This window comes from Paenibacillus sp. TAB_01 (assembly GCF_043945595.1).
In the GTDB taxonomy this organism is placed as follows: Bacteria; Bacillota; Bacilli; order Paenibacillales; family NBRC-103111; genus Paenibacillus_S.
Genome location: NZ_JBIFNP010000001.1, coordinates 3,084,645 through 3,100,464, shown reverse-complemented (window position 1 = coordinate 3,100,464; position 15,820 = coordinate 3,084,645). Strand labels below are relative to the sequence as shown.

The following is a 15,820-nucleotide window of genomic DNA, read 5'->3' as shown; positions in this document are numbered from 1 at the left end:
GCAAAATAGTAAAAAACGGACTTCCTCACTACTGCTTGGTCAGCCGTTTGAGTGGAAGGCCGTAATATCGCTTAAAAACGCCAGCGAAGTGCGACTGATCGTAGTATCCGTGTTGAAGCGCCAAATCCGTCAAGCTGAGATAGTCTCCGCTGTGAAATTCCTCCAGCACGCTTTGAAAGCGGACGATGCCGAGCATCTCCTTCGGGCTGAGGCCAAGCTCCAGTTCAAAGGCCCTTCGCACATGCCTCTCGCTGAAGTTCACTTTATCCGCCAAATCCGTTACGGAAAGATTACCTTTGACCTCGTATATATACTGCATGCTCTGGTAGACCAAAGTGGGAGCAGGCGCCTCGGTCGCATCTAGTATTTGGCCCAATTGCTGCTCGACGATCTCAATCCTGTCTGGTAAAGATTGGGCAGTCAGCAGCTTTTCGACCCAATCGAGAGCCTCTTGTCCCCAGAGATCCTCCAAAAACACGCGATTTGCCGCTAATGTCGATATTGGAGACTTCAGGATCGTGCGGGCCGACTCCGAATACAGCCGGATGCCCCATACCGAGCGTGCTTTTGCAAATTGCAAAACTTCGACTTGTGTCGTTAGCCCTACGACATACGCAGCCTGCCTGCTTGATGAAGCGAACAGGTCCACTATAATATCGACACAGCCATCGGGGATAACTCGATGCCCCGGATTTCCCGGTACCGGCAGGAAATCCACCGTCCAATAGGAAGCTACATGCGACGCCAAGCGACGGCTCGGCGCAAACTCCTGGAAGTTGTGTGAGTGGATATGCAACTGCGGCTGCAATTGGGGAGCATGCAAAGGTCGGTAATGATGGCTCATCTGCGCTTCTTCCTCCTATTACGTGAAAAATCTTGACACCCTGGCGGCTAACGTATCTTTAAGCAGCATTGCTGCAAATAGATTGAGAAGCTTGCTATATTCATTTGCATATGCTTGTTATCACCGTCCAACTTACTGAGCATAATGCCTCCCTCCAACAAGGAAAATGCAAATGAAGCAAGCGCATTCGAATCCAGATCTTCCTTAAACTCTCCTGTTTCAATCCCTTCACGAATAATACCCTTCATAATATCCAAGCAGGTATTCAGCCCTTGCCTTGCTCGATCACGAAGCTCTATATGAGTATCGTCACATTCTACAGCCGTATTTTGCATGGGACATCCGCCAATAAATGGTGGATTGTTGACAACATCTTCATAAACACGAAAAAAAGCAATCAACCGACCTGACGCGGTCTGCTCTTGATCAACCGCCTCAGAAAATTTTCTGGTGACCAAACTGGCAGCGTAATTGTAGGCTTCAAGCGCAATCTCGTCTTTACTGGAAAAATGTCGATAAATCCCCCCCTTTTTAATTCCGGTATCGGCAATAATATCGTTTAGCGATGTACCGGCATATCCTTTCTGGTTAAAAATTTCAGCCGATTTCATAATGATGTGTTCTCGTGTCCGATCTCCTTTTTTCATGGGCTCCTCCGCAAAAAATTTATTCTAATATAATATTATATCAAATTTTATGACCGAAACCTTGTCAATCGCTTAAATCCTGGTATAATAAAAAATACCGATCGGTATCTTTTATTATACGACAAGCCGGTTCTTAAGGAAATAGTCGAGACACTCCAATCAGTGCTTAAATTTGAGCACGTAAGGTAAACCATGGAAGAACTGATTTCCTTTTGATTTCATGACAGCCATACGCCTGTTTGAAATAAATAATAGAACTTATAGGAGGACTTGGAGATGAATGTAAAAGTAGGAATTAACGGTTTTGGACGGATCGGACGACTCGCTTTTCGCCGAATTCAAGACGTGGAAGGCGTGGAGGTTGTGGCGATTAACGACCTTACCAACGCTAAGATGTTAGCTCATCTGCTTAAATATGATACAACGCAAGGTACTTTTCATGGTGAAATTGAAGTGCATGACGGAGCCTTCACTGTTAACGGGAAAGAAATTAAGGTACTTGCTAACCGTAACCCTGAAGAAATCCCTTGGGGCGAGCTTGGCGTAGACATTGTGCTCGAATGTACAGGTTTCTTTACCACCAAAGAAAAGGCGGAGCTGCATCTAAAGGGCGGCGCCAAGAAAGTCGTCATTTCCGCCCCGGCAACAGGCGACATGAAAACAATCGTATACAACGTAAATCATGAGATTCTGGACGGAGAGGAAACTGTTATTTCCGGCGCTTCCTGCACAACGAATTGTCTAGCTCCCATGGCTAAAGCTCTGCACGACAAGTTTGGCATTCAATCCGGGTTAATGACGACCATTCATGCCTATACAGGCAACCAGAGCACCCTTGACGCTCCAAATCCAAAAAACGATTTCCGCGCAGCACGGGCCGCTGCAGAGAACATTGTTCCCTATTCGACTGGTGCTGCTAAAGCCATTGGACTGGTTCTTCCAGAACTGAATGGCAAACTGGATGGGGCTTCTCAACGTGTACCTGTATCAACAGGTTCCGTGACTGAACTCGTTACCGTTTTGAACACAGTGGTAACAGCCGAACAAGTTAACGCGGCCATGAAAGAAGCCTCTGATCCAGAAACCTACGGATACACAGAAGACGAGATCGTATCTTCCGATATAAAGGGTATGACATTCGGATCCCTTTTTGATGCTACCCAAACAAAAGTTCTAACGGTTGGAAACCAACAACTGGTCAAAACGGTAGCTTGGTACGATAACGAAATGTCTTACACAGCCCAATTGGTTCGCACTCTGGAGCACTTCGCTAAACTAGCTAGGTAAATAACTTCCCATAATTGCCCTCCTCCCAAATTGGCTCAGAAAAAATCCCGAACAGAAAGGACGAACACAATGAAAATTCTCGTCACGGGAGGCACTGGTCTGCTCGGCGGCCGCCTGATCACAAAGCTCGTGGAGGACGGTCACGAGATTTTCGCTCTCACACGCTCCACGTCATCTCAGGCCAAACTTAAGTCCATGGGTGCGACACCAGTCGATGCGGATCTCGAAAGCAACACACCACTCATATTGCCGGTGATTGATGCGGTTGTGCACGCGGCCGCCCTGTTCCGTTTCTCAGGGCCTCGCGAACCCTTCTTCCGTACCAACGTCGATGGCACCGTAGCCTTGTTGAAGGCAACTGAGTCCGCCGGTGCGAAGACATTTGTCTACATCAGCGCGGCGGGAATTCTCATGGATAATAGCGGTAAGCCCATCCGCGACGCCAATGAAAGTACGCCAACTTTCCCGAACCACTTCTCCGCCTACCTGGCGAGCAAGGCAAGGGCTGAGCCATTGGTTCTGGCAGCCAACAAACCCGGCTTTCGCACCATTGCGCTCCGCCCACCTGTTATCTGGGGGCCTGGTGATCCGTTTAGTCGAGCGCTTCCCGAAGCAGTCAGATCTGGACAATTCGCCTTCATCGACCGCGGAGACTACCCTTTTGCAACCTGCCACGTGGACAATGTGGTCGAAGCCATACAATGCACTCTGGAACGAGGAGAAGGCGGTCATGCCTTCTTCATCAAAGACCAGGAAGGGCAGACTTTCCGTGAATTTGTCTCCTCGCTCGCGAACTTGCAGGGCCTGTCCATCGATAAGCTGCGTTCTATGCCCTACTGGATTGCCTCTGCCATTGGCCGGCTGCTCGACACGATCTGGGCCGTCACGCGGAGAGACGGCGATCCGCCGATCTCACGCTCGATGATACGCATGATAGGGCGCGAGTTCACAGTCAACGATAGCGCTGCACGTCGAGAGTTGGGCTATGTCGGAAGAACTTTGCGCGACGCCGGCTTGCAAAGCTATGAGGGCCAATTTGCTCGACGATAGTGCTTTGGAGGGCGAAGGACGGCAATCGACATCAAGAGAAGACCCGGCCTGTCTTATAGGCCGGGTCTTTGGGTTAGACCTCGTCAAAAAACTGTTCTCCCACTCTGACCATGTTTGAGTCGGTAAAGGTTTTGACTCTAAATGTTAATTGTTTTTTGGCTGTGAATCCAAGACATTCTTTATAGGTTTTTGAAGCACATCCACAATGGCTGCGATGATACTTGTTGCCAAGATGCCCATTAGGCCTAGAGATATTGGACCTGCTGCATCATCACCTGTGAATTGTACACGCACCCTTAAATAAACTATTGCTAACAAAATGAAAAAAATGACAATAAAAGTGCATTTTTTTATTGCCCCCAAAGATTGAAGAGATAACTCAGAGAATGCATTTTTCTTTTCGATGTAGTTTAAAAGCTTAAATACTTGATACAGCGCCACAGAAAACGTAATACATATTCCATATGCACATACCAAAAGTGGATATAGCGAATAATCACCCGGACGCTCTATCGCATCTCTTCTGGCTGCTTCAGGCAAAAAAACTATACCCACGGCAAGCACTGCAATTCCAAACAAAAAAATTATTACCTTTAAGAAAGTGCTAGAACCTCGTTTAACATTCATTTTAAACACCTCGTTTAATTTAATGACAATACGACTTTAACATAAAATATATCGTATTACAATAAATTAATATTGCTTTTCATTATATTATTATTGTTGTTGAGATATCTTTTTAATTTTAAACAAAAAGTAAGAGCATTTCTCATTACTAAGAAATGCTCTTACTTTAAAATGTAAATTTACAATTTAAATTAATAAAGTTTGATTCATTAAATAACATTGATTACAAGTTGGGCTGGAAACATTCCTTCAGAGAACGCCGACAATTGTACTCGCCCTTTTTCACCTGTTAATCTAATGACAGTGCTGACACATCCTCGGTACATATGCATCCCATTGTTTACATATGACTCACTTGAACAGAGATCGCCATTATCAACACCAACGATCTCCGCCGGTCCGGTCACCTTGAAGATGACTTTTGAGCTATCACGAAATACAGGGGTTCCCCCTGCGTCCTTAACTCGAACGCTGAAAAGCTTATGATAACCCTCAATTGCTTCCAGACTGATTTGTTCAACATCAAACCCAAGTTTCACGGCTGGCTCTGCTGTGTTCAGAGTATACTTACATACCTCTTGCCCGCTTATAAAACCTTTTACCGTTATCGTTCCCGGAAAATATGGAAGGTAGCCAGTTATCATTCTGTTTGGATAAGAAGACGGTTTATTTACATAAAACTGTTTATTGTTCAATTCGATTTTTACTTCTTCACAGTTTGTTGCAACCATATATGGAATTACAGTTTTGTTAAATTGTGGAAAGTTCCAATGACTTGCATATCTTGGCGCATCCCAGTGTTCTTTTGCCCCTTCATCCTGAAGAGAATAGTCCATAACAGCCAAGTATACCATAGGTTCCTCTGACCAATAGCTTTGATAAAGATAGGAAAGCGGCTTACGCTCGTTGTTCGTCCAGAACAACGAACCCGCCCATCCTTTAGCAGGATACCCCATTGATTCGCCCAGATAATCAATACCTGCCCAAAGCATGCCGCCAATAACATAATCATGCTTCTCTACATCCATCCAAGGGACTTCGTCACTAAAATTCTGCATTTGATCGGGATGCCCTCTAAAAAATTGATATGTCTCCGATCCCAAAATTAATTTATCAGGAATAGCCTCGTGTATGGCAGGATACCATTGCTCCTGATAATTACAGCTGATCACATCCACGTGCTCGGCAATTCTTCGAATACGCTCAATCCTATCATCCAAATTATAAATTTCCGTATCGCTTTCTTCATCTACAAACTGCTGAATATCCTTCACTTTGGAAATTACATAAAAAATGTTTTTTTCCTTCCGTGGAGTCAAATATTATTTAATCGCTTCTCTAGCGAAAAAGACAGCACTTACATCCTTTCATAAAAAAACGCGATGCGCGCGAAAGTCGCGAGCAACTGGGCAGACCGAAAATAAAGAAAAGAAAAAACTAACGTGAAAAAATCCGTAAGATTACTCTTAAGGATGCTTATTAATATCAGGTTCATGTTCGTCGGCAAGAAAGCTTAAACGTTGCTTCTACCTAAAAAATATAAAAGCCCTGAGAGTGAATCCTACCCTCAGGGCCTAATGAATTATTCTTACAGCAACCGTATCGTAACATAAAGTTCATCCCCAATAAAGGAAAAGAATTAATTATAATTAACTCAAACCCGCAGAATATCACTTTCTATACTCCGTTGCATAATACGCCATGGCGATGGCCGGTAAGGCAATGCCGATCAGCATCGCCGCCTCCCAGCCCCCCTTTGCATAAGCCCATCCCCCTGTCGCAGAGCCAATAGCGCCCCCTAAAAAGAAAATGGCCATATACAAACCGTTAAGCCTACTGCGAAATTCCGCTCCTAAAGAGAAAATCACCCGCTGCCCGAGAACCATGTTGGCGGAAACACCCATGTCAAGTAAAATCGCCGTAACTGCGAGGATGGGGACTGCGAGTGCAGAACTTGATGGAACAAGCAAGGGAAGCAGCCCGGACAAGATAACGATGGCCAATGCCCAGCCTGTCGCCGGACGAACCCATCCACGGTCTGCCATACGGCCCGCGGCTGGCGCCACAATGGCCCCCATTACCCCGACTAATGCGAACAGAGCGACCTCCTTCTGAGTAAAATGAAACGCCGGACTTGTCAATACCAACGGAACTGTCGTCCAAAACAAACTGAACGTCCCGAATACACAAGCATGATAAATTGCCCTCCGGCGCAATGCCGGTGTCGTCTTCAGCAGATGCAGCATGGAGTGCAGCAGCGCCGGGTAAGCTGTGGCGGTCGAAGGCTGCCTTGAGGGCAGAGCCTTTGCCAATACAAGTGCTAGCGCGAAAATCAGTGCTGCGGAGATGAAATACACGGCGCGCCAATCCATATACTCCGCCACCAAGCTTGAAATGGGACGTGCGAGCATAATCCCCAGAAGTAGCCCGCTCATAACGTTGCCCACATTGCGACCGCGCACGGCTTCAGGCGAAAGATGAGCCGCATACGGCACAAGGATTTGCGCTGCAACGGAACCTACTCCGATCACGAGTGAAGCGATGAGGAACAGGACAGCGCTTTTGATTACAGCTGCAATTGCCAAAACGGCGGCTGTGAGGAGCAATGACGAAACAATCAGTTTACGATTTTCCAGGATGTCTCCCAGTGGTACGATAAATAACAAACCGATCCCGTAGCCGACTTGGGTCATTGTAACAATGAGTGCGGCAGCCCCGGCGGAGAGCCCGATAGTCGAACCTATCGGACCTACCAAGGGTTGAGCATAATAAAGATTCGCCGCGATGATCCCGCAAGCGGCCGCTAGGATAAAAATCAGCGATGGCGAAACCGATTTTTCCGTTGGAATGGAAGCTGAACGCATAGAAAGTCCCCTTTACTGACCAAAAATTTTCTGGAACATTCGTTCCGAAATGTGAAAAAAAATGTTTATAGCATTTCCATCACCGTGTCTATCATCTGCTGCATCTTGCTGCGGTCACCCTTCACCTTCGCAACGATATTTATACTATGATTCAGGTTTGAGAGCAGATAAGATAACGTCTTGATATCTTTCTCAGGCTTGATTTCTCCCGTCTCCTGGCCTTTGCGCAGCAGCTCGTAGAAGGACTTCTCCAACTCGTCAAACCGCTCCCTGATCAAAGAATTCAGCTGCTCATCTGGAGAATCCATGCCGGCTGCTGCATTAGTTATGAGACAGCCCTTCGGCGACTCGCTGTCCAAGGCGGAATCGATGTGTATCTCGAAGTACCGCCGGATTCCCGATTTTGCGGATGCCGCATTGACGAGGATGTCCCGTTTGGCTTGCTTCCACTTCTTGTACCAGTTAATCGCCTCGATATAAAGCGTTTGTTTGTCCCCGAACGTTTCGTACAGACTCGATCTGCTAAGACCCATAGCTTCCAGCAAATCGGGAATGCTTGCCGCTTCGTAGCCCTTCCTCCAAAAAACGAGCATCGCTCTATGAAGCACCGCTTCTTTATCGAACTCTTTGTAGCGTCCCATGGCTCTCCCTCCGTTTCCGTAAGTTAAAGTATATCCTTTTTCGGAACGATAAGTCCAGTATTTTCTGGATTTTCAATTTTCAATACCGTCTCCAATAGAGTTTTATCCGTACCGACATTCCCAGGAAAAATAATGTAAGGAATACCTGAAAATTTGGCTTCGTCTCCGGTCAACCATACGGGAACACCTGCCGATACTTGCCCGAGCACTCTAGCTTTTCGAATATTTAACCCTTTTGTTGCAATATCACTGGAAGTGATTCCACCTTTGGCGATAATAAATTTAGGAACGACGCTCAACGATTGAACAATTTGAACCAAGGCAGTCGAAACCGTGTGGCTAATTTTAAAATTATCCGACTTGTTAGCCATGGCTACAAGCTTACGGCTGGTATAAACGACGACATTATTCCCTTGGGCCAGCAGCTCGTTAACACCATTGATAAGCCGCTTCAATTCATTCGCCCGTTCAGCTGGGTCCAGAATCTTGTCAACTTCTAATTGTAAAGGAACAATGTCCGAGTTATTCAATAATTGCTCTAATTGGCGTGTTGTTTTCTGAACAAACGACCCGACAACGATGAGCCCTCCATGTGCCTCTTGCCCTTTGGCTATCAGCTTCTCCTTGGGTAAATACGCCAGATCAGTTATCCCTCCATAGGATTTAACAAAAGAGGCTGCCGTACGAAAAATAAATGATTTCCCCTTGGACTCAGCTCGCAATAACGCTAGTGACAACACATCCAAATCTGAATAAGACATGGCATTGACAATGACCGGTTTGTTTCCCTGGACCTCCATTAAAGCCTTTTCAACAACTAACTCTCCTCTGCGTAACTGATCTAATGTAATGATAAAACAGTCCTCCGGTTGGACCCGGCCATCCGTTTTTTCTGATACCCATCGAGTCAGATTGCCTTGTTGATAGCCAAATACGGTATCCTTTGCAAATTCCGACTCATGTGCCGGAATCATCATGTCGCCATCTAGGATATAATGTGTATTCTTATAGGTTACTCGCCCCCCTTCAATAAAAGCCGGTATAATCAAATGGCCGTCGTACGCTTTTCCGGTTAATCGCTTCATCACTTCAGATAAAATGTCCGTCTCCAATGGATAGTGCCCTCTTAAAGTAGAGTCACTGCGGCTGATAAAAACAACCTTCCTGCCTGTTTCACCTGCCACGGCTTGTACATTCTCTGCAATTTCACGATTGATGCGTTCTGCTGATGCTGCATCAAGTCCTCTCGTGTTCGTCAGAATATACAATACGGTTTCCTGCCCGTTTAATGCATCCCTCAGCAGTTCCTTGTCCCATTGAGTCAGGACATCGACATTATGTACGGTTTGTACGCCGGTTGGATCATCATCCAGCACAATAATTTTCCTATGGAGCGCTTCATTCATCTTCAGAATTAAGGCTCGAAGGTTCGCTTCATTCCATTCCGCAGGCAATTGGGCTTGGATGGAAGAAAAAGACAGCATTCCGTTATGATCTGGCACTTACTGCACCTCAGTTCTTTTAACTTCCGTATTCGCAAGCTTTTCATAGTATTGGACGATGCCGCCATGATCTTGATTTGCTTTGCCGTCCACCTTCAGGGCATGCATAATTTCTAGCAGATGGCTGGACAGCGGAAGCGGGACACCGATGGCATGGGCCGTTTCCATAACATTCGTAATATCTTTGAGGTTGATATCGATTCTTCCACCGGCTACGAAATTTCTTTCAAGAATCAGAGGAACCTTGGCATCAAGCACTGCACTTCCGGCAAGGCCGCCTCTTATCGCATGGTACATCTTATCTATGTCAATACCGGCTTTGGCCGCTAAAACAAGGGCTTCCGACATAGCGGCAATATTTAAATTGACAATGATCTGATTAGCTAATTTAGCCGTTGCTCCGCAGCCGTTATCTCCCACCAAAGTTACGTCTTTTCCCATACAGTAAAGAATTTCTTTGACGCTTTCAAAAATCTCTTCCTTACCGCCTACCATAATAGCTAGAGTACCGTCTATCGCTTTAGGCTCTCCCCCGCTCACAGGAGCATCCAGCATTTCAATACCGCTCTTCGCGGCCTCGCTTGCAATTGCTTTGGATGCCACTGGAGTGATGGAGCTCATGTCAACGATGACGGTACCCGGTGTGGCTCCTTTAACAATTCCATTCTCACCTGCCACAACCTCCATAACATGCTCGGAATTAGGTACCATTGTAAAAATAATATCGCTGTTGGCTCCTACTTCCTTCGGTGAAGCCGCTGCTGCGGCGCCAGACCGGACTAAATCACTTACGGCTTTCTGATTGACATCGTATACCGTTAAATGATAACCCGCTTTGATCAAATTTAATGTCATAGGTTTGCCCATGATTCCCAAGCCGATAAATCCGATGCGTCTTTTCATTTTCGATTCCCTCCATATGTCCATACTTTAAAGAATACAAAGCTACAATAACTAAATTTTTGTATACAGTCAATCTTATTTTGTATACAATTTTTATTATTATGAATACAATTTTTATTATTATGAATACAATTATAGCAGATACTTGTTGTCTATACTTTTAGTAAGCATAAGTTTATAATTATCTTTTGGGTTACGATAAGATTTTGGATCAAAGAGGTGCACGCTTGTGTCACAAATCAATGAAAAGGCCAGTCCGGCTTACCGTCAGTCATATGAAATTATTCGAGAAATGATAATAAGCGGAGCTCTTCCCCGCGGAACCAAAATTGTCGAAGAAAAGCTCGCTTCTGAATTAGGGGTTAGCCGTACCCCTATACGTGAATCTATTCGAAAATTAGAGCAAGAAGGTCTAATTAAGAATAAAAAAGTAGTGAATCCTTCGGAGAAGGATTTGCGAAATACGTTCCAGGTGCGCATCTTGTTGGAAGGCTATTCAGCGCGCTGCGCGGCCACTTATTTACATGAAAATGAACTTCATTTGCTGAAGGAATGTGTCGAGATTGGAAGGACAGGCACTATTGATGAAATTATGAGAGCTAATGAGAGCTTTCATGAAATTATCGTACAGGCCAGTAACAATCCGGTCATGATAGAAATGATAGATCGTATGCAATCCATCATTTACTTATTTCGGCGTACAGTCGTTTACTATAATCGGCCGTTCTTAATTGACGAGCACGAGAGAATTTATGACGCCATTCATGCAAGAGACGGACAAACCGCAGAGCTGCTTATGCAGCAGCACCTTCTAGCTGATCTGGAATTTTGTATACATCTGTTGAGTGATAAGAAAAGTATATGAGGAATGAACCCTGATAAGTTTAGAATTAATAAGCTTCCAAAGTATTTTACATGCAAAAGGCACTTCTCACCACTTAAATCAGTGATGCGAAGTGCTTTTTCACACATAGTTCAAGACTTACACCGGCTCTTTCCTAAGGAGGGAAATAGTTGATGTAAGTCTTATTTAAATTTAATATTCAGATAGTTCAAATTAACGTCTGAAATCGGTAAGCTGTTGCTCTTTTATAAGAACTAAGCGACTCCTCAGAACGTTACATAATTCCTTGGAAAATGAGTTAGGTGTGCAAAATCGTATGTCAAGAAAATTTTTTTCATGAAATTCTAATCATTTTCTAATAAAAGTTGTTTTGCCCCCGTCAACCTTTGTTTGGATGACCTCCTTCCAAATTATAGGGTGGATTTGATTTGATATAGTGAACACAGCGATAGCTAACCTTCGCAAATACCTGAAACACGAAGAAGGACAAGTCGTTCCGACTTAAAACAGGAGGGAAACAACAACATGAAATTACACCAAGCATGGAAAAAACGTCTGGCGATACTTTCGATCGGAGCTACGCTTACTTTCGCTGGAGGGATCATATGTAATCAGGTACCAACGTACGCAGCAACCTCCACAACAACTAAAGCAAATAAAATTATTTCATTGGGTGAAAAATATCTTGGAACACCATATAAGTTTGGGGCAAAGGTAGGCCAGACTAAATCATTTGACTGCTCATCATTTACGAAATATATCTACGGTAAGTACGGAATTTCATTGCCGCGTACAGCCGCTCAACAATCAAAGGCAGGCTCTTATGTCTCCAAAAGCAATTGGAAAAAAGGAGATTTGCTGTTCTTTAAGGTGCCCGGCAGGTCCGCAAGTATTGGGCATGTTGGCATATATCTAGGCAATAACAAGATGCTAAATACGTATGGTGCAGGTGGAGTGAAAATTACTACAATCAATAGCTACTGGAAATCTAAATATGTAACAGCCAGACGTGTTATTAAATAATAATCTAATGATCCTGCTGAGCAATTTCCATTTTAAAAGTCAATGAACAACAGCAGCCGGTCGTCTGCCGGCTGCCGCGGTATCAAAATTCAATTAACGGTTACACGCATTCCAGAGAATGATAGCCGTCCATACTGCTGATTTGGAGCGTGATGATAATCACCTTTCGGTGCAAGTTGAACACTTCCACTTCCATTAAACTTAACATGGATTCACATTTTTCAGCCATACGGCGAGCGCTTCGCCTACTTCATCGGGTGCGTCTTCTTGGGGATAATGGCGGCCTGGCACGGTAACCTCGGTCTGAGATGGCCATGTTCGGCAGAAATCGATGTGGGATTGCGGCAATAAGCCGGGGGCGCATTGAATGAATAGTTTGGGAACAGCGCTTTGAGCAAGCCATTCTCCATACTCAGTGACAATCTTTGTTACATCAGCCGGATCTCCGTCGAACGGAAGTTGGCGTGCCCAGCTGAGCGTAGGACGGCGACTTTCGCCCGGCTCCAGGAATGGCCTGCGGTACTGTGCCATCTCTTCATCCGTAAGCTTGCGCAATATGTTGACCGGCAAGTTGAACTCGATGAACGAATTTTGCTCCAGCACCATTCTCTCCCCTTCCGGCGTCCGGAGCGCTTGGAATATTTGGCGGCCATTTTCCGGCATTTCACTCCAACTGCGCGGCTTAATAATCGCCTCCATGTAAACGATGCCTTTGACCGCGTCGGGATGACGCTTACTCCAGTCGAAGCCCAGTGCCGATCCCCAGTCGTGAACCACGAAGGTAACACGCTCGCCCACGCCAAGCTGATCGAGCAGCTCATCAAGGTAGCGGCGGTGCTCAGCAAAGGTGTACGCGTAAGGCCCGCTGTCCGGAAGTTTGGCGGAATCTCCCATTCCAATGAGATCAGGTGCAATGCAGCGGCCAAACTTTTGGGCATAAGGAATGATGTTGCGCCAGAGATAGGAGGATGCTGGATTTCCGTGTAGGAAGACGATCGGATCACCTTTTCCTTCCTCCACATATGCCATCTCTAACCCGAATACTTGAGTTCGCTTTTTCTCATAGGGGAATGCCGTGTTAATCATTTTTGATCTCACCCTTCCATTTTGATACCCAGCCTGAATCGGGATATATAGGATGCGGCCTTGCCTTCCCTTCTTTAATCCACCTATCACGTTCGGATTTTGGCAAAAGCAGGTCGAACAAGCAGTTGTCGTGAAGATGCCCGATTTCCGCATCATTCAGTTGAAATTCCACCCCCTCCGAATCGATGCGGAAGCTTTGTAACGCCAGTCCAAGTCATTAGTTCTCCCGTCAAGTCCGCTCCTCCGTGCCCTCTCATTTTACGTTTCCTCCTGATCGGTCAGATTGTGAAGCACGATCTTCAGCAGGTTTACTAACATGTCATACTCTTCATCCGAAATACCTTTACGGGTTTTGTTCTTAACGCGGGCCAGCGCTTCCTGCACCTTAGGTACGACCTCACGTCCCGAGTCCGTCAAATAAAGCAGATTATAGCGGTTGTCGGCGGGATCTGCTTCCCTCCATACATAACCTTCTGCTTCCAGCTTGGCAATCGCCTTAGCGGTAGTCGTTTTGTCAATGAGCAGTACCTCACTTAGCGCCTTCTGAGTGATTGGTTGCCGAAACGCAATTGCCATCAGAAAAATATACTGCCCGCTTCCGATTCGATATGGAGCTAACTCGGCTGAGATCAATATCTGCATGTGTCGGTAGATGGCAGAGATGTATTGACCGTGCGATTCCGCTGTACCCTTGTCATTCTGTCTCGAATGCTCGCTCACATTATCCCTCCTTCAATAGGGTGTTATTGCAACTAATTGTATAATACGTCGAATAGGATGCTATTGCAACTATTTTTTTATAAAATCCACCTAGATACGTGTACTCACACGAGCGGCATTGAACTTGCAGTGGGATTTATTGGTAAAAACAATTGACATATTTTAGATTTGGAGGTATGTTGAAATCAATAAATGAATGAATAGTTCATTCATAAGATAAGAAGGTGTTCGCGAAATGATGGAAAAAATGAATAATAAGGCATGGAGCGTGCAAGGCAAATATGTGATCCTTACGGGTGCAACCAGCGGCATAGGGCTAGCGGCCGCCAAGGAACTGGCGGTTCGAGGAGCCGACTTGGGAATCGTGGCGCGGAGCCAGGCCAAGGCAAACGAGACAGCCGAACAGCTCCGGGTGCTTACTGGAGGCAATACGAACGTTGACGTCTTTCTGGCAGACCTCCCCGATCAGAGGTCGATTCGCCGCGTCGCTTTCGAAATTTTGGCCCGATGTCCCCGGATTGATGTGCTGATCAATAACGCAGGTGGGATGTTCGTCAAGCGGATTCTGACCAAGGACGGCATAGAGAAAACTTGGGCGGTCAACCATCTCGCCCCCTTCTTGCTGACGACGCTGCTCCTTGAGCGGATCAAGGTGAGCGGCGAAGCCCGGATCATCACTACTTCTTCACACGGACACAAGATGGCGAAGAAAGGGATTGCTTTTGACGATTTGACCGCTATGAAGCGCTATAGCTGCCCGCAGTCCCTGATGGGCGGTGCCAACTTCCGATACGGTGAGACGAAGTTAGCGAACATTTTGTTCACTACAGAGCTGGCCCGACTCCTTGAGGGTACCGGAGTTGTCGTGAACTGCTTTGATCCGGGGCTTGTCGCTACCAATTTCAATCAGGAGAACGGTATGCTGGCGCGGATGACGATGGCGGTCATGAAGCGCTTTTCCCAAACGCCGGAAAAAGGAGCCGAGACTCTGGTCTGGCTGGCGGATTCAAACGAAATCAGCGGAAAGAGCGGCAGGTACTATGTCGATATGAAGGAAGCTATTCCCGCGGCTCCGGCCCGCAGCCGAGAAGCTGCTCGAAAGCTATGGGAAGTCAGCGAAAGACAAACCCGGAACTCGGGAGCATCATATAGGAGAGTGGTTACAATGACGCAAAAGAACACCCCAGACGATCGCAGCTACGATGAACGGAGAGAACAAATTAGGAAGGCTGCTCTCAAAGTGTTCGCCTGCCATGGAATCGCCGGCACGAAGATAAGCATGATTGCCGCCGAAGCCGGCATCAGCCAAGGTCTCACCTACCGGTATTTTCAGTCCAAGGAAGAACTGTTTACACTGCTCGTTCAGGAGGCCATTGATGAGGCGCAAGCCTCGATTCGGAATGTCCCTTTCCTTCCCGGAACCCCTCTTGAACAGTTCAAAGCATTGACCCGGAATATGCTGGACGATACTAACAAGCACTACTTCCTGCTCGTTCAGCAAGCGCAAAGAGCGGAAGGCGTGCCGGAGCAAGCGAAATTAGCGATTTCCCGATATCACCCCCAGGATACGATGGATTTGCTGGTTCCTATTTTTGTGAAAGGGCAGGAACTCGGCGAATTCAGCGAGGGTGATCCGCGGCAGCTGCTCTTCCTCTATTTTTCCGTCGTTACCGGGCTGATGATCCAAGAGACTCCTATGGGCGAAGGCTATTGGCAGTTGGTTGTGGATCGATTGATCAAGCTCCTGACTTGAAACTCGATATACTTGATGCGCACGTCTGC

General features: G+C 46.2%; 16 protein-coding genes and 1 pseudogene. 6 read left to right on the top strand and 11 right to left on the bottom strand.

What is annotated here, in order from left to right:
• Window positions 1–28: 28 nt before the first annotated feature.
• Both ACHHV8_RS14855 and ACHHV8_RS14850 read right to left on the bottom strand, forming a co-directional pair.
• Window positions 29–844 (bottom strand): helix-turn-helix domain-containing protein, encoded by an 816-nt coding sequence (locus ACHHV8_RS14855; protein ID WP_395159157.1) that lies wholly within the window; start codon window positions 842–844, stop codon window positions 29–31.
• A 47-nt stretch (window positions 845–891) separates the two neighbouring features.
• Window positions 892–1,491 (bottom strand): TetR/AcrR family transcriptional regulator, encoded by a 600-nt coding sequence (locus ACHHV8_RS14850; protein ID WP_395159155.1) that lies wholly within the window; start codon window positions 1,489–1,491, stop codon window positions 892–894.
• Window positions 1,492–1,767: 276 nt separating this feature from the next.
• Between ACHHV8_RS14850 and gap the strand changes: the two genes are divergently transcribed.
• Entirely contained in the window at window positions 1,768–2,778 is a 1,011-nt protein-coding gene (gene gap / locus ACHHV8_RS14845) for a type I glyceraldehyde-3-phosphate dehydrogenase (RefSeq protein WP_395159153.1), read from the top strand.
• Window positions 2,779–2,847: 69 nt separating this feature from the next.
• Window positions 2,848–3,828: an NAD-dependent epimerase/dehydratase family protein gene (locus ACHHV8_RS14840; RefSeq protein WP_395159150.1), complete on the top strand. Its 981-nt coding sequence runs from the start codon at window positions 2,848–2,850 to the stop codon at window positions 3,826–3,828.
• Between the two features lie 144 nt (window positions 3,829–3,972).
• On the opposite strand, the gene ACHHV8_RS14835 is transcribed toward ACHHV8_RS14840, so the two are convergent.
• The 6 genes from ACHHV8_RS14835 to garR all read right to left on the bottom strand — a co-directional run bounded on the left by ACHHV8_RS14835 (window position 3,973) and on the right by garR (window position 10,365).
• A complete protein-coding gene (locus ACHHV8_RS14835) occupies window positions 3,973–4,455 on the bottom strand; it encodes a DUF2975 domain-containing protein (RefSeq protein WP_395159148.1) in 483 nt (160 codons plus the stop codon).
• A 209-nt stretch (window positions 4,456–4,664) separates the two neighbouring features.
• A complete protein-coding gene (locus tag ACHHV8_RS14830) occupies window positions 4,665–5,774 on the bottom strand; it encodes a DUF4982 domain-containing protein (protein ID WP_395159146.1) in 1,110 nt (369 codons plus the stop codon).
• Between the two features lie 351 nt (window positions 5,775–6,125).
• Window positions 6,126–7,319 (bottom strand): MFS transporter, encoded by a 1,194-nt coding sequence (locus tag ACHHV8_RS14825; RefSeq protein WP_395159144.1) that lies wholly within the window; start codon window positions 7,317–7,319, stop codon window positions 6,126–6,128.
• A gap of 65 nt (window positions 7,320–7,384) precedes the next feature.
• A complete protein-coding gene (locus ACHHV8_RS14820; RefSeq protein ID WP_395159142.1) occupies window positions 7,385–7,960 on the bottom strand; it encodes a TetR/AcrR family transcriptional regulator in 576 nt (191 codons plus the stop codon).
• A 23-nt stretch (window positions 7,961–7,983) separates the two neighbouring features.
• Window positions 7,984–9,462, bottom strand: a complete 1,479-nt coding sequence (locus tag ACHHV8_RS14815) for a four-carbon acid sugar kinase family protein (protein WP_395159140.1) — start codon at window positions 9,460–9,462, stop codon at window positions 7,984–7,986.
• Window positions 9,463–10,365: a 2-hydroxy-3-oxopropionate reductase gene (gene garR / locus ACHHV8_RS14810; protein WP_395159138.1), complete on the bottom strand. Its 903-nt coding sequence runs from the start codon at window positions 10,363–10,365 to the stop codon at window positions 9,463–9,465.
• Window positions 10,366–10,594: 229 nt separating this feature from the next.
• Between garR and ACHHV8_RS14805 the strand changes: the two genes are divergently transcribed.
• On the top strand, window positions 10,595–11,230 hold the full coding sequence (locus ACHHV8_RS14805; protein ID WP_395159136.1) for a GntR family transcriptional regulator: 636 nt from the start codon (window positions 10,595–10,597) through the stop codon (window positions 11,228–11,230).
• Between the two features lie 504 nt (window positions 11,231–11,734).
• Complete coding sequence (locus ACHHV8_RS14800) at window positions 11,735–12,232, top strand: C40 family peptidase (protein ID WP_395159134.1); 498 nt, start codon at window positions 11,735–11,737, stop codon at window positions 12,230–12,232.
• Between the two features lie 201 nt (window positions 12,233–12,433).
• On the opposite strand, the gene ACHHV8_RS14795 is transcribed toward ACHHV8_RS14800, so the two are convergent.
• From ACHHV8_RS14795 to ACHHV8_RS14785, 3 genes are all read right to left on the bottom strand, one after another.
• Window positions 12,434–13,318 carry a haloalkane dehalogenase gene (locus ACHHV8_RS14795; protein WP_395159132.1) on the bottom strand — a complete coding sequence of 295 codons (885 nt, stop codon included), beginning with the start codon at window positions 13,316–13,318 and terminating at the stop codon, window positions 12,434–12,436.
• Complete coding sequence (locus ACHHV8_RS14790) at window positions 13,311–13,490, bottom strand: luciferase domain-containing protein (RefSeq protein WP_483874880.1); 180 nt, start codon at window positions 13,488–13,490, stop codon at window positions 13,311–13,313. The genes ACHHV8_RS14795 and ACHHV8_RS14790 overlap by 8 nt, the downstream gene beginning before the upstream one ends.
• Before the next feature lie 86 nt (window positions 13,491–13,576).
• Window positions 13,577–14,038, bottom strand: coding sequence for a MarR family winged helix-turn-helix transcriptional regulator (locus tag ACHHV8_RS14785; RefSeq protein WP_395159130.1), 462 nt, complete (start codon window positions 14,036–14,038; stop codon window positions 13,577–13,579).
• A gap of 235 nt (window positions 14,039–14,273) precedes the next feature.
• On the opposite strand from ACHHV8_RS14785, the pseudogene ACHHV8_RS14780 reads away from it, so the two are divergent.
• Together ACHHV8_RS14780 and ACHHV8_RS14775 are read left to right on the top strand one after the other, a co-directional pair.
• Window positions 14,274–15,170 (top strand): annotated as a pseudogene (locus ACHHV8_RS14780) (SDR family oxidoreductase); the annotation flags it as partial.
• A 33-nt stretch (window positions 15,171–15,203) separates the two neighbouring features.
• Complete coding sequence (locus ACHHV8_RS14775; protein ID WP_395163511.1) at window positions 15,204–15,791, top strand: TetR/AcrR family transcriptional regulator; 588 nt, start codon at window positions 15,204–15,206, stop codon at window positions 15,789–15,791.
• Window positions 15,792–15,820: the final 29 nt, after the last annotated feature.